This window comes from Cellulomonas septica (assembly GCF_012396155.1).
GTDB lineage: Bacteria > Actinomycetota > Actinomycetes > Actinomycetales > Cellulomonadaceae > Cellulomonas > Cellulomonas septica.
In genome coordinates, this window is record NZ_JAAXOY010000002.1 from 1 (window position 1) to 12702 (window position 12702).

Below are 12702 nucleotides of genomic sequence, written 5' to 3' on the forward strand. Positions count from 1 at the left end.
CCCCGGCTCGTGGGGCACCGCGGGCGGTGCCGCCACCGGCGCACCCGCAGGTCCGGGCGCGGGCGCCCCCTTCGGCAAGCGCACCGACGCACCGGCCGCCGGCGCGACGCGCCTCGACGACCTGGACGAGGACGACGACGAGGACGACGAGGACGACGACGAGCGCCCCCGCCACCCGTACACGTGGCTGCACCTGATCGTGCTCGCGCTCGTCGCGTTCGTGCTCGGCTTCCTCATCGTGCTGCTGCTCAACAACGCCCGCGGCGAGGAGCCCGCTGCGAACGCGGCCGCGCCGGCGGACGCCGCCCACGTGAGCGCCCCGCTCACCACCTGACCGCACCACCCGAGGAGTTCCGTGCCCGCGACCGAACGAGCCGTCGAGCTCGCCGTGGCGGCGGCCCGCGCCGCCTCCGACCTCAAGGCGCAGGAGATCATCGCGCTCGACGTCAGCGAGCAGCTCGTGCTGACCGACGTGTTCCTGATCGCGTCCGGCACCAACGAGCGGCAGGTCGGCGCGATCGTCGACGCCGTCGAGGAGGCGATGTTCCACCTCGGCAGCAAGCCCGTGCGCCGCGAGGGCAAGGGCCAGGGCCGCTGGGTCCTGATCGACTTCGGCGACGTCGTCGTGCACGTCCAGCACGCCGAGGACCGCGTCTACTACGCCCTCGAGCGGCTCTGGAAGGACTGCCCGCTCATCGAGCTCCCCGCCGACGTGCACGGCGAGGGCAGCGAGGCGTGACCGCCGGACGCGTGCTGCTGTGGCGGCACGGGCGCACCGCCCACAACGCCTCCGCGCGCCTGCAGGGCCAGGTCGACATCCCGCTCGACGAGGTCGGCCGTTGGCAGGCCCGCACCGCCGCCGCCCGGATGATCGCCCGGCACGAGCCGACGCGCATCGTCACGTCGGACCTCAGCCGTGCGCACGACACCGCCGCCTTCCTCGCGCGCTCCGCGGGCCTCGAGCTCCTCGTGGACCCGCGCCTGCGCGAGCGCGGATTCGGCATCTGGGAGGGCCTCACGGGCGACGAGATCGTCGCGTCCTGGCCCCAGGAGTTCGCCGTCTGGCGGGCCGGGGGAGAGCCCGAGGGCGTCGGCGCCGAGACGCGCGCCGAGGTCGCCGACCGGGTCGCCGTCGCCGTCGCCGAGCACGCCGCCGCGCTCGGCCCTGCGGACACGCTCGTGATCGTGTCCCACGGCTCCGCGATCAGCTCGACCGTCGGCCGCCTGCTCGGCCTGGGGGACCGGCTGCACGCCTTCGCCGGGATGCTCAACGCGCACTGGACCGAGCTCGTCGCGACCACGCTGGACGGCGTGCCGGGCTGGCGGCTCACCGGCTACAACCTCGGACCGACCGACGCGTCGACCGACTGGAACTCCGGCCCGGACCGCCGCGAGTCCGGTGCCGACGCCGAGACCCGCGACCCCGATTAGGAGATCGCCCGGGGTTCGTCCTAGACTCTCCGAGCGCCCGCAAGGGTGTGGGACCCGCTTCGGTGGGTTCGGAACGGGGCTGTGGCGCAGCTGGTAGCGCACCTGCATGGCATGCAGGGGGTCAGGGGTTCGAGTCCCCTCAGCTCCACCGAAGTAGCAGGTCAGAGGCCACGTCGGGATCCTGGAAACAGGAGCCGGACGCGGCCTCTGGCTCATTCACGGACACTGATCGGTTCGGCACCGGCCGGACCGCCCCCATGCTCGCTCCCGTCGCGCATCGGAGCAGTGGCGCAGACCTGGTCGCAGGGACATCACGGTGACGTCCATGGCCGAGCGGACCCTCACCATCCGCGCGCTGGCGCGCCGGGACGCCAGGGCGTCTGACGAGAGGGCCGAGCTCGGTAGCAGGCTCACCCGTGGGGGTGCCTTGCCCGTGGACGACGGACAAGGCCAGGTTCGCGTCCTTCAGCTCGGCCCGACGTCGTCCGCGCTGGCGGGTGAGCACGCGGTGGTCGCGAGCGCAGCGCCGATGATGCGCAGCGCGACCACCGCGGCCCGTTCCCCGCGTTCGCCGCGTGGGGCGTCACACATGGTGCCCTCCACGCGGCGAACGCCCCCGGGTCGACGCCCTCCGCGCCGGAACCGGAGCTTCGCACGTCCGTCGTCCCGTGACTTGATCGTCGTCGAACTGGCCCGACCGCGGTGCGCGCCTCACGTCGCTCGACTACTGAGTCGTCCATGTCCGATCACTCCTCACCTCGTGGGTGGCGTCGGCGTACGCGACGCTGTCCTCCAGGTCGCCACAGCGTGCGACGAGGAGAGCGTCGGGATCCAGTCGCGCGGGTCCCGACCGGCGATCTGTCACACGTTCGTCATGAACGCGTCATCGAGTCGACCGGTGGTACGGGTGCGCCCGGTCCGGCAGTCTGACCCGCTCGCTGGGCGACGCGGTGGGCGGGGCGGGGCCGGACGCATGCACGAGCACCCACCGGTGAGGCTGCGGAACGAGACGGCGCGTGCCACTGTGGACGGGCGTGTCGAGCGGGTGGCGCGCCCGATGCGACCTCTCCGGAAAGCCATGGCTCAGCTGATCGAGGACTACGGCCTGATCGGGGACCTGCACACCGCTGCGCTGGTGGGACGCGACGGCTCGGTCGACTGGATGTGCCTGCCACGGTTCGACTCACCCGCGTGCTTCGCGTCCCTCCTCGGCAACGAGGACGCCGGGTTCTGGCGGGTGGCGCCCACCGGAGGGGGTCTCGCGACCCGCCGGCGGTACCTGCCGGACACGCTCGTGCTGGAGTCCGAGTGGGACACCCCCGAGGGCACCGTCCGCGTGACGGACGCGATGCCCCCCCGAGGCGACGCGGCCGACGTCGTCCGAGTGGTCGAGGGTGTGCGGGGGCGCGTCCCGATGACCATGGCGCTGCGACTGCGGTTCGACTACGGCCGGGTCGTCCCGTGGGTCCAGCAGCTCGGCGGGGACCTCGCCGCGATGGCGGGACCGGACGCCGCCTGGCTGCGCACGCCTGCGCGGCTCGAGGGCCGGAACCTCACGACTTACGCCGAGTTCACGGTCGCCGCGGGTGAGCGGGTGCCGTTCGTCCTCACGTACAAGCCGTCGCACGAGCGGCGTCCCGAGCCGGTGGACCCGGAGCGCGCCCTCGACGAGACCGTCCGCTTCTGGCGCGAGTGGGTCGGTCAGGTGCGGTACGAGGGCGGCTGGCGCGACGCGGTCGTCCGCTCGCTGCTGACGGTCAAGGCGCTGACCTACGCCCCGACGGGGGGCATCGCCGCGGCGGCGACGACCTCGCTGCCGGAGCAGCTCGGCGGACCCCGCAACTGGGACTACCGGTTCTGCTGGCTGCGGGACGCGACGTTCGTGCTGCAGGCGCTGCTCGGCACCGGGTTCGTCGCCGAGGCGAAGGCGTGGCGCGAGTGGCTCCTGCGGGCAGTCGCGGGCGACCCTGCCGACCTCCAGATCATGTACGGCCTCGACGGTGCGCGCCGCCTCCCCGAGCTCACCCTCGACTGGTTGGGCGGGTACGAGGAGTCCCGTCCGGTCCGGATCGGCAACGCAGCGGCAGGCCAGCTCCAGCTCGACGTGTGGGGAGAGGTCCTCGACTCGCTGCACCTCGCCAGGGACGCGGGCATCGAGAGCGTCGAGAGCGCCTGGGAGCTGCAGCGCGCCCTGCTCGACTTCCTCGAGGGGCACTGGGACACGCCGGACAACGGTCTGTGGGAGATGCGCGGCCCGCGCCGGCACTTCGTGCACTCGAAGGTCCTGGCGTGGGCGGGCCTGGACCGCGCGGTGCGGGCCGTGCAGGACCACGGTCTCGCCGGACCTGTGGACCGGTGGCGCGCGCTGCGGCACGACATCCACGCCGACATCTGCGCCCGCGGCTACGACGCGGAGCGCGGCACCTTCACGCAGTACTACGGCGCCGACGTCGTCGACGCCTCGCTCCTCCTGATCCCGCAGACCGGCTTCCTGCCGTGGGACGACCCCCGCGTGGTCGGGACCGTGCGGGCGGTCGAGCAGGACCTCTTCAAGGACGGCTTCGTGCTGCGCTACGACCCGGGCGCCGACGGCTCGGTCGACGGTCTGCCCGGCGACGAGGGCGCCTTCGTCGCCTGCACCTTCTGGTTCGCCGACGCGTTGCACGGCATCGGTCGCCGGCGCGATGCGCGGGAGGTCTTCCAACGCCTGCTCGACCTGCGGAGCGACCTCGGCCTCCTCAGCGAGGAGTACGACACCCGGGCCGGGCGGCAGGTCGGCAACACACCGCAGGCCTACTCGCACGTGGGACTCATCAACACGGCACGGCATCTCAGCCAGGCGCATCCGGCGACCAGGCCCCGCGGCGGGACGAGAGGGAGGTGAAGGGGGTGCGTGCTCTCACCGTCGTACCCCGGCAGGCGCACAGCCTCGAGGTCACCGACGTCGACGACGTCGAACCCGGCCCCGACGAGTTGCTGGTGGACGCCGTCGCCGTGGGCGTGTGTGGCACCGACCGCGAGATCGCGACGGGGGACTACGGGTGGGCACCACCCGGACGCGACCGCCTCGTGATCGGCCACGAGTCCCTGGGGGAGGTCCGGTACGCGCCCGACGGGAGCGACTTCGCGGCGGGAGACCTCGTGGTCGGCGTCGTGCGTCGGCCCGACCCGGTGCCGTGCGGTGCGTGTGCCCACGGGCAGTTCGACATGTGCCGCAACGGCCGCTACACCGAGCGAGGGATCAAGCAGATCGACGGCTACGCGAGCGAGCGGTGGACCGTCGAGACGCAGTACGCGGTGCGGCTCGACCGCGGTTTGCGCGACGTCGGCGTGCTGATGGAACCCACCACCGTGGTCGCGAAGGCGTGGGACCAGGTGCAGCGCGTCGGCGAGCGCGCCTGGTTCGAGCCCCGGACGGCGCTGGTCACGGGCGCAGGCCCGATCGGGCTGCTCGCGGCACTCCTGGGTGTCCAGCGCGGCCTCGAGGTCCACGTCCTCGACCGCGTCACCGACGGGCCCAAACCGCAGCTGGTGGCGGACCTCGATGCGACCTACCACCACGACGGCCTCGAGGACGCCGTGGCCGCAGCGCAGCCGGACATTGTCATCGAGGCCACCGGCGTCGGTGCACTCGTCTTCGGTGCCATCGCCGCGACCGCCTCCTTCGGCATCACGTGCCTCACCGGCGTCTCGCCCGCAGGACGACGGCTGACGATCGACGCCGGCCAGCTCAACCGCGAGCTCGTGCTCGAGAACGACGCCGTGGTGGGTTCCGTGAACGCCAACCTCGACCACTACCGGGCGGCGGCCGACGCGCTCGCGCGCGCGGACCACGACTGGCTCGCCCGGCTCGTCACCCGACGCGTCCCGCTCGAGCGCTACGCCGAGGCGTTCGAACGTCGCGACGACGACGTCAAGGTGGTCCTCACGTTCGACGGCGGCGCACCGTGACAGGGCAGCACCCACAGGCGGCCGCGGGCCGTCCGGCGCGCGTGGTGATCGTCGGCGGCGGCTTCGGAGGCCTGCGGGTCGCACGCGGCCTGCGAGGCGTCGCCGCCCAGGTCGTCGTGGTGGACCGCCGCAACCACCACCTCTTCCAGCCGTTGCTCTATCAGGTGGCGACAGGTCTCCTGCCCGGCGGCGACATCGCACCAGCGCTGCGTGACGTCCTGGCGGACCAGCGCAACGCCCGCATCGTGCTCGGCGAGGTCACGGCGGTCGACGCGGACGGCCGTGCGGTCGAGGTCACGACCGCGGACGGCACGAACCGACGGATCGGCTACGACCACCTCGTCCTGGCGGCGGGCACGACGCCGAGCTACTTCGGCCACGACGACTGGCGGGGGACCGCTCCGCCGATGAAGACGCTCCAGGACGCCCTGTCGCTGCGCGACCGCCTCCTGCGCGCGTTCGAGGCAGCAGCCGTCACCCACGGCGACGAGCGCCGGGCGTGGATGACGTTCGTGGTGGTCGGTGCCGGTCCGACGGGTGTCGAGCTCGCGGGACAGCTGTCAGCGCTCGCTCGGCGCACGCTGCGCCGTGAGTTCCACGAGCTCGACACCGACGACGTGCGGATCGTGCTCGCCGACGGCGGTGACGCCGTGCTCTCACCGTTCGCGCAGCCGCTGCGCGAGCACACCGCCCGCGCGATGGCCGAGCTGGGCGTCGAGGTCCAGCTCGGGCGTCGGGCTTCCGGCGTCGACGAGACCGGGGTGACGTTCGGCGCGGGCGCCGACTCCGACGGCCCGGCACGGATCGAGGCGCGAACCGTCGTGTGGGCCGCGGGCGTCCGTCCCGTTCCTCTCGCTGTGCAGGTCGCGCGCGACACGGGCACCTCGAGCGATCGGGGTGGCCGCCTGAAGGTCGAGTCCGACTGCACGCTCCCGGGGCACCCCGAGATCTTCGCGATTGGCGACATGGTCGACCTCGACGACCTGCCCGGCATCGCCGAACCCGCGATCCAGGAGGGCAAGTACGTCGCACGCGTGATCCGGCACCGGCTTGGCGAAGGGTCGGACCCGGGACGGTTCCGGTACCGCGACCTGGGGACGATGGCGACCATCAGCCCGCTCGACGCGGTCGCCGACATCCGGGGGATGCACCTGACCGGAGTGCTCGGCAAGCTGGCGTGGGCGGGGGTGCACATCGCCTTCCTCGTCGGCTGGCCCAACCGGGCGGCCACCCTGGCGCACTGGGCGTGGGTGCTCACCACCGGGGGACGCCAGCATCAGGTGATCCTGCGCGGTCGCGCGGGTCGTGCCCGGCGCGGAGGGACCCCCGCCACGTGACGGCCGCACGGCTCGCCCTCGGCTACGCCGTCGTCGAACTTCTGGGCATCCTGCTCGCGCTCGTGAGCCGGCGGCTTCGCCACCTCCCGGTCAGCGATCGTCGCGTCGCAGACGCGGGGTCACCGGTTGCCCGTGCAGGTTCGGGTGCACAGTCCTCAGCATCTGGTCATGGTGGTCTTCCTCATCAGGACGGCAATCTTCCTCGGCTCTGCAGCCCTCGGGCTGTGGGCCGCATCCCTGCTGCTGGACGACTTCGCCCTCACCGTCTCGGGGTTCCTCGTGGCGCTGCTGGTCTTCGTCGTCGCTCAGTGGATCCTGTCTCCGCTCATCCTCAAGCTGGCCGTGCGGTACGCAGACGCCTTCGTCGGCGGTGTCGGCCTCGTCTCGACGTTCGTCGCGCTGTGGGTCGCGACGCTCGTCGGTGACGGCCTCACCATCCAGGGCGTCTCGACGTGGATCCTCGCCACGCTCATCGTGTGGCTCGTCACCGCGATCTGCACCGCGATCCTCCCGTTGATCTTCCTCCGCAACCGCGCCCACGCGACGGGGAAGAAGAAGTTCGCCGCATGAGTCACGAGGGCGGACGGACCCGACAGTGACGGGTCCGGCCTGACCTGCCTCGCCGAGCCGTCGACCACCCGCCGCCTGTCGGAGGTCACGCGCGGATGTCGCGGCGGCGGTATCCCGCGACGCCCACCATCGATGCGGTCGCCGCGACGGCCACCATCACAGTGGACGCGAGCCACCCCGGCTCGGTGACGGGCACGGGGGCCAGGTGGGCGAACGGGGACAGGTTCCCGACCCACGCGGGGGCGCCGACGCTGTCCGCGAGCACCAGCCACAGGAAGCCGCCGGCGGCGGGCAGAGCGCCGATGAGCGCGACCGCCCGCGGCAGCCAGCCGAGGGCGAGGACCGCGAAGCCGGCGGACAGCAGCACGATCGGGAGCACGTTGAGCGCGCCGCCCACCGAGTCGGAGAGGCTGAGGTCGGCGCCGACCGCCGCGCAGCCCCACCAGGTGCTGAGGCCCGCGACCAGGGTCAGGACGAGGGCGCCGCCGGCCGCGACGGCTGTCTCCGCGGCCAGCAGGTGGGTCCGCGTGACCGGTGCGGCGAGCAGCGGGGTCAGGCGGCGCGCCTCCTCGTCGGCGGCGAGAGTCGCGAGGCGGATCGCGGCGAACGCGCCCGCCGGGACCGCGAGCAGCGCGAACAGCGTCGCGGCGTAGCCCTCGACCGTCCCGAGCGTGAAGCCGGCCTGTGCGGCCATCTGCGCGAACTGCGGGTTCTCCGCCAGGAAGTCGGTCATCGATCGGGCGATCAGCCCGACGAGCAGGAAGTAGGCCCCGACCCCGAGGCTCCAGCCGACGAGAGCGCGCAGGGCGCGACGGACGGCGAAGGTCGTCACCGAGCCGAGCAGGGCGGTGCGCGGGGTGCGGACAGTCGCCGACCGAAGGAGCGCGCCCTGGACGTCGCGACGGCCCGAGGCCCGGGCGGCGGCGGCCAGCAGGACGGCCGCTGTGACGATCAGCACGGCCAGGGGTGCAGCGCGGTCGGCGTCGAAGGGCCTGCTCAGCCCCATCAGCCCGAACGGGGAGAACCACCGCAGGCCGGCCAGCACGTCCACGCCGTCGCCGACCATGCGCGCGCCGAACGTCACGAGCAGCACCGCCGTGGCGGCGCCCGCCGCCGCTGAGCGGCTCGGGTACACCTGGGCGGTCAGGCCGCCGAGCGCCACGAAGAAGACGCCGACAGCCGTCAGGCCGCCGCCGTGCAGCAGCGAACCCGTGACGTCCGCGCCCGCGGCCACCATCGCGAGGGCGGTCGCGGTGCCGGCGACGAGCGGGACCACGCTCAGCACAGCGAGGTGGCTCAGCACCGCCTCGCGCAAGGTCGCCCGCCCCGCCAGCAGCAGGTTCCAGCGGCCCGCGTCCTCCTCGCCGCGCGTGGTCCTGGTCGCGGCCAGCAGCGACCAGAGTCCCAGCAGGACGGCCAGGGCGGTCCCCGTGCGCCACACGGTGAACCCGCCTGCTTCGTCCAGCGCCACGGGCTCACCGAAGAGGGTGCGGATCGCGGGGTTGGACGCGAGGGCTTCCAGCGCCGCCAGGTCCAGGCCTTGGCTCGTGTACGTGCCGACGACGACGGCGGACATCCCCGCGCAGATGCCGCTGACGACCAGGCCGCCGCGGTAGACCTGGTGGGCGGCGTGGCGCGTCAGCACACCCCAGGGCCGCGGCTCTGCCCCGAGGGCGGCACGTCGCGTGATCGCGACGGTCGGCGTGCTCACCGCGTCACGTCCTGTCCGTAGTACGCGAGGAAGATCTCCTCGAGGCTCGGCTCACTCACCGCGAGCGTCTGGACCTCGGCGTCGGCGAGCATCCGCAGAGCCGCGCCGGGTGGGCCGTTCAAGGTGAACCGGACACCCGCCGCCCCGTCGTGCTGCTGGCTGGACACGTCGCAGATCCCGACGGTTCCGCTGAGGTCCGGCGGCGGGCCGGCGAAGGTCGCGCTGACCTCGGTGCGGTGCAGGCGGCGCAGCTCGCCGACGGAGGCGACCTCGACGAGGACGCCCGCGCGCAGGATGCCCACCCGGTCGCAGACCGCCTCGACCTCGGCGAGCTGGTGGGAGCTGAGGAACACCGCCTGACCGCGTTCGCGCGCGGCCGACACGGCCTGGCGGAACTCACGTTCCATCAGCGGGTCCAGTCCGCTGGTCGGCTCGTCGAGGACCAGCAGCGGCGCGCGCGTCGCGAACGCGGCGACGAGAGCCACCTTCTGCCGGTTGCCGGTCGAGTACGTCCCCGCGGGCTTCGACACGTCCAGGGCGAACCGTTCGACGAGCTCTGCGCGGTACGCGACGTCGACGCCGGGACCGAGCCGCCCGAGCAGGTCGAGCACCTCAGCGCCCGACATCCGTGGCCACAGCGCGACGTCTGCCGGCACGTGAGCGAGGAGGCGGTGCGCCGCGGCGACATCCCGCGCGTCGAGATCGAAGACGCGAGCCTGCCCCGATGTGGGACGCGCCAGGCCCAGGACCATCCGGATCGTCGTGGACTTCCCGGCGCCGTTCGGGCCGAGGAACCCGAACACCTCGCCGGGTGCGACCTCCAGGGTGAGGTCGTCGACGGCCAGCAGCCGGCCGTATCGCTTGGACAAGCTCTCGGTGCGCAGGGCAGGCACGCCCATCGGGACCTCCACGGTTCGACAGCACGGACACCACTGCCGACCAGGCTTCCCGGCGCACCTGTTGGTGACGCTACTCCTGGCCTCGCTCGCCCGGAAGCAGCGAACGCGCTCGCTGACCGGTGGCCGAGAAACAGCGCACGACGATGGCAATTGACCGATCGGTCAATTCCTCCGTACGGTGGACGCATGCCGGCAGACACTCGGGGGCGACTGGTCACCATCGCGCGGGACCTCGTGCACCGGTCGACCTATGCCGACGTGGGCGTCGAAGACGTGTGCAGAGCGGCAGGAGTCAACAAGGGGAGCCTCTACCACTTCTTCCCCTCGAAGCGCGCGCTGGGGCTCGCCGTCCTGGAACGCAACTGGAGCCTGATGGACGCCCTCCTCGACGAGGCCTTCGCGCTCGAAGTTCCGCCGCTCGAGCGGCTGGACCGCTTCCTGTCGGCCTACACGTCGATGATGCGCACGATGGAGGGCCGGCTCGGCGCCGTCCCGGGGTGCCCGATCGGCAACCTCGCGGTCGAGCTCTCCGCGCTCGACCCGGAGATGCGCACGCGAATCGCCGAGCTGATGGACACCTGGACGGTGCGCATCGAGTCCCTCGTTCGTGATGGTCAGGCGCGCGGCGACATCGATCGCGACCTGGACCCGACGGCGGCCGCGAGAAGCGTGGTCGCGAGCATCCAGGGCTTCAGCGTGCTCGCGAAATCCGCGGACGACGCGGACGTGCTCGACGCCCTGCCGCCCCTGATGCGGCGGTTGCTGCCCGCGCCCCGCTGACGCCCGGACGCGCGGCCGTGCATGCTCGTGCGCACCCGCACTTGACCGTTCAGTCAACTCCACGAGAGGAACGACCGTGACCACCGACACGCAGCACTCGCTCTCCCGCTACCGGTTTGACGACCTGCGCACGAGAGACATCGTCGCCGACATGCGCTACCTGCCGACCGACCCGGCACCGGGCGACGTCATCCCGCGGTTCGACCTGCCGACGCTCGACGGTCACCGGTTCGACAGCCACGACCTCGGCGACAAGCCCGTGCTCCTGGTCTTCGGGTCGCAGACCTGTCCGGTCACCCGCAGCGCGTTGCCGCCGCTCAACGACCTGCACGAGCGCTACGGCGACCGGGTGCGGTTCGTCCTGGTGCAGACCCGCGAGGCGCACCCAGGAGAGCTCCTGCCGCAGCCCCGCTCCGACGCGGAGAAGGCGGCGCACGCGGCATCCATGCGCGACGACCTGCGCGTGACCTACGAGGTCGCGGTCGACGACATCGACGGCACCCTGCACCGGTCCGTCGGCCCGAAGCCCAACTCCGCCTACGTGCTGCGTCCCGATGGGGTCGTCACCGCGCGCGTGCACTGGGCCAACGACACCGCCGCGGTGCGCGCGAGCATCGAGGACGCCCTCGGCGGGCCCGGCGTGCGCGTCCGCCGCGGCCGGTCGGTGCTCCCGCTGCTGGCGGCCGTCGGGCACCTGCCCGACGTGGTCCGCCGCGCCGGCTCCAAGGCCGAGCGGGACGTCTGGAAGGCCGCACCGCCCCTGGCGCTGCTCGGTCGCGCGACCCGGCTCCTGAGCCCGCTGGCGACCGACCGACGAGGACCGGCGGCAACGGTGGGACTTGCCGTGCTCGTCCTGGCCGTCGTCGCCGCGGTGATCGCGGTGTCCTCACGCGCCGCCGGCGCGTAGGAGGCGTGCCGACGGGAGTGACGACCGGCCCCGCTCAGGTGCGTCGTCTACTCCTCCGACACCGCGGAGGGGCGGAGCGGTCGCCGTCCCGCGTCACCCGGCGATCGGACGCACGGACGTCGCAGGGTCGTCGGTCACCGCGGTGACGAGTGTTCTGCTCCCGTACGTCGCGGACTGCACGAGCAGCTCGACAGAAGCGTCGGAGGACGCACTGAGGCTGAAGACCGCGGCCGCCTGCGGCTCGCCGCCGAGGACCACGGTGCGTCCGCCCTCGACGACGACCGCCGTGACGGAGCCGCCGGGCAGGGAGAGGAACACGACGTCGCTGACGTCGCTCTCGTTGCGGACGGTGCCCAGGACGATCCCGGGCTGGCCCTCGCCTGGCACGAGCACGCGGACGTCGGAGAAGACGAGACGGCCGAGCCGCTGCTGCGGGCCGGACGTCGTCGCCGCGTGCTCGCCGTGGACCGGCGCGCAGCCGACGAGCGCAAGGACGACGACGAGGGTGGCACGGGCTGCGGCGCCCGCGGCGGTACGCGGGAAGCGGCGGGCCCGCCGGCCGTCAACCACGGTCGCTCCTCGGCTCGGCACCGTCGGGCTCGCCGTCGAACAGGCTGTCCGCGCCGACCATCTCGAGCATGTCGTGCACGCACGGAGAGCACGTGGCCATCCGCACGCTCAGCCCCTGCTCGTGGCCGATCCGGCTGCACTGGATGACGAACGACAGCCCGGACGCGTCGATGAACGTCACGTCCTCGGCATCGAGGACCACGGGCACATGGCGGCGAAGGGACGCGGCGAGAGCAGAGCTCGCCTGAGGCCGCAGGCCCTGGTCGATCTCACCGCTGAGCCGGACCACGGTGACGTCGGCGAGGCACGTCGCGCTGATCGAGCCGTGCGCACCAGAGCGCAGGGCGCTCATGCGACGCCGCCGCGCCGGCGGTGCCGTGGGGCGACCGATCGCCGGCCCGCCGTCGTGTCCGTGTCCATCGCCGTGCTCCTCGCCTCGCCTCGCGTCTGGCCGACGTGTGCCGGCCCGCTGCTGGGACTCCGCCAGGGTGCGACCTCGGGTGGCAACGGATCCACTCATGGGCGCCCCGTGGGGCGATCCGTCAC

The 12702-nt window shown here is 73.0% G+C and carries 12 protein-coding genes, 1 tRNA gene and 1 pseudogene; 10 read left to right on the plus strand and 4 right to left on the minus strand.

All coding sequences use genetic code 11. The features are described 5' to 3' along the window. The 8 genes and pseudogenes from HGA02_RS00505 to HGA02_RS00540 form a co-directional block, all read left to right on the plus strand. Positions 1 to 334 (plus strand): annotated as a pseudogene (locus tag HGA02_RS00505) (hypothetical protein); the annotation flags it as partial. A 21-nt stretch (positions 335 to 355) separates the two neighbouring features. After that, entirely contained in the window at positions 356 to 739 is a 384-nt protein-coding gene (gene rsfS, locus HGA02_RS00510; RefSeq protein WP_168676388.1) for a ribosome silencing factor, read from the plus strand. Next, positions 736 to 1431 (plus strand): histidine phosphatase family protein, encoded by a 696-nt coding sequence (locus HGA02_RS00515; RefSeq protein WP_168676390.1) that lies wholly within the window; start codon positions 736 to 738, stop codon positions 1429 to 1431. The genes rsfS and HGA02_RS00515 overlap by 4 nt, the downstream gene beginning before the upstream one ends. Positions 1432 to 1506: 75 nt before the next feature. Next, positions 1507 to 1579: transfer RNA gene (locus HGA02_RS00520), tRNA-Ala, on the plus strand. Between the two features lie 930 nt (positions 1580 to 2509). Next, the gene (locus HGA02_RS00525) at positions 2510 to 4315 is read left to right on the plus strand and encodes a glycoside hydrolase family 15 protein (protein ID WP_168676393.1); all 1806 of its coding nucleotides are present in this window, start codon (positions 2510 to 2512) and stop codon (positions 4313 to 4315) included. A gap of 5 nt (positions 4316 to 4320) precedes the next feature. Next, positions 4321 to 5382: an alcohol dehydrogenase catalytic domain-containing protein gene (locus HGA02_RS00530; RefSeq protein WP_168676395.1), complete on the plus strand. Its 1062-nt coding sequence runs from the start codon at positions 4321 to 4323 to the stop codon at positions 5380 to 5382. Next, a complete protein-coding gene (locus tag HGA02_RS00535) occupies positions 5379 to 6719 on the plus strand; it encodes an FAD-dependent oxidoreductase (protein ID WP_168676397.1) in 1341 nt (446 codons plus the stop codon). Before HGA02_RS00530 ends, HGA02_RS00535 begins: the two co-directional genes overlap by 4 nt. Positions 6720 to 6887: 168 nt before the next feature. Then, on the plus strand, positions 6888 to 7289 hold the full coding sequence (locus HGA02_RS00540) for a phage holin family protein (RefSeq protein ID WP_168676399.1): 402 nt from the start codon (positions 6888 to 6890) through the stop codon (positions 7287 to 7289). Between the two features lie 85 nt (positions 7290 to 7374). Here the strand turns inward: HGA02_RS00540 and HGA02_RS00545 are convergent, their stop codons facing one another. Both HGA02_RS00545 and HGA02_RS00550 read right to left on the minus strand, forming a co-directional pair. Then, entirely contained in the window at positions 7375 to 9000 is a 1626-nt protein-coding gene (locus HGA02_RS00545) for an ABC transporter permease (protein ID WP_168676402.1), read from the minus strand. Then, a complete protein-coding gene (locus HGA02_RS00550; RefSeq protein ID WP_168676405.1) occupies positions 8997 to 9899 on the minus strand; it encodes an ABC transporter ATP-binding protein in 903 nt (300 codons plus the stop codon). The genes HGA02_RS00545 and HGA02_RS00550 overlap by 4 nt, the downstream gene beginning before the upstream one ends. A gap of 186 nt (positions 9900 to 10085) precedes the next feature. On the opposite strand from HGA02_RS00550, the gene HGA02_RS00555 reads away from it, so the two are divergent. Beyond that, positions 10086 to 10679, plus strand: coding sequence for a TetR/AcrR family transcriptional regulator (locus tag HGA02_RS00555; protein WP_168676408.1), 594 nt, complete (start codon positions 10086 to 10088; stop codon positions 10677 to 10679). A 76-nt stretch (positions 10680 to 10755) separates the two neighbouring features. Further along, entirely contained in the window at positions 10756 to 11586 is an 831-nt protein-coding gene (locus HGA02_RS00560; RefSeq protein ID WP_168676410.1) for a redoxin domain-containing protein, read from the plus strand. A 93-nt stretch (positions 11587 to 11679) separates the two neighbouring features. Here the strand turns inward: HGA02_RS00560 and HGA02_RS00565 are convergent, their stop codons facing one another. Both HGA02_RS00565 and HGA02_RS00570 read right to left on the minus strand, forming a co-directional pair. Continuing rightward, positions 11680 to 12156 (minus strand): hypothetical protein, encoded by a 477-nt coding sequence (locus HGA02_RS00565; RefSeq protein WP_168676412.1) that lies wholly within the window; start codon positions 12154 to 12156, stop codon positions 11680 to 11682. Then, the gene (locus tag HGA02_RS00570; protein WP_168676414.1) at positions 12149 to 12508 is read right to left on the minus strand and encodes an STAS domain-containing protein; all 360 of its coding nucleotides are present in this window, start codon (positions 12506 to 12508) and stop codon (positions 12149 to 12151) included. Before HGA02_RS00570 ends, HGA02_RS00565 begins: the two co-directional genes overlap by 8 nt. Positions 12509 to 12702: the final 194 nt, after the last annotated feature.

Bases quoted from the DNA above. Each gene is read 5' to 3' on its own strand.
- HGA02_RS00540 (WP_168676399.1), top strand. From the start codon at position 6,888: ATGGTGGTCTTCCTCATCAGGACGGCAATCTTCCTCGGCTCTGCAGCC.
- HGA02_RS00550 (WP_168676405.1), bottom strand. From the start codon at position 9,899: ATGGGCGTGCCTGCCCTGCGCACCGAGAGCTTGTCCAAGCGATACGGC.
- HGA02_RS00570 (WP_168676414.1), bottom strand. From the start codon at position 12,508: ATGAGCGCCCTGCGCTCTGGTGCGCACGGCTCGATCAGCGCGACGTGC.
- HGA02_RS00525 (WP_168676393.1), top strand. From the start codon at position 2,510: ATGGCTCAGCTGATCGAGGACTACGGCCTGATCGGGGACCTGCACACC.
- HGA02_RS00555 (WP_168676408.1), top strand. From the start codon at position 10,086: ATGCCGGCAGACACTCGGGGGCGACTGGTCACCATCGCGCGGGACCTC.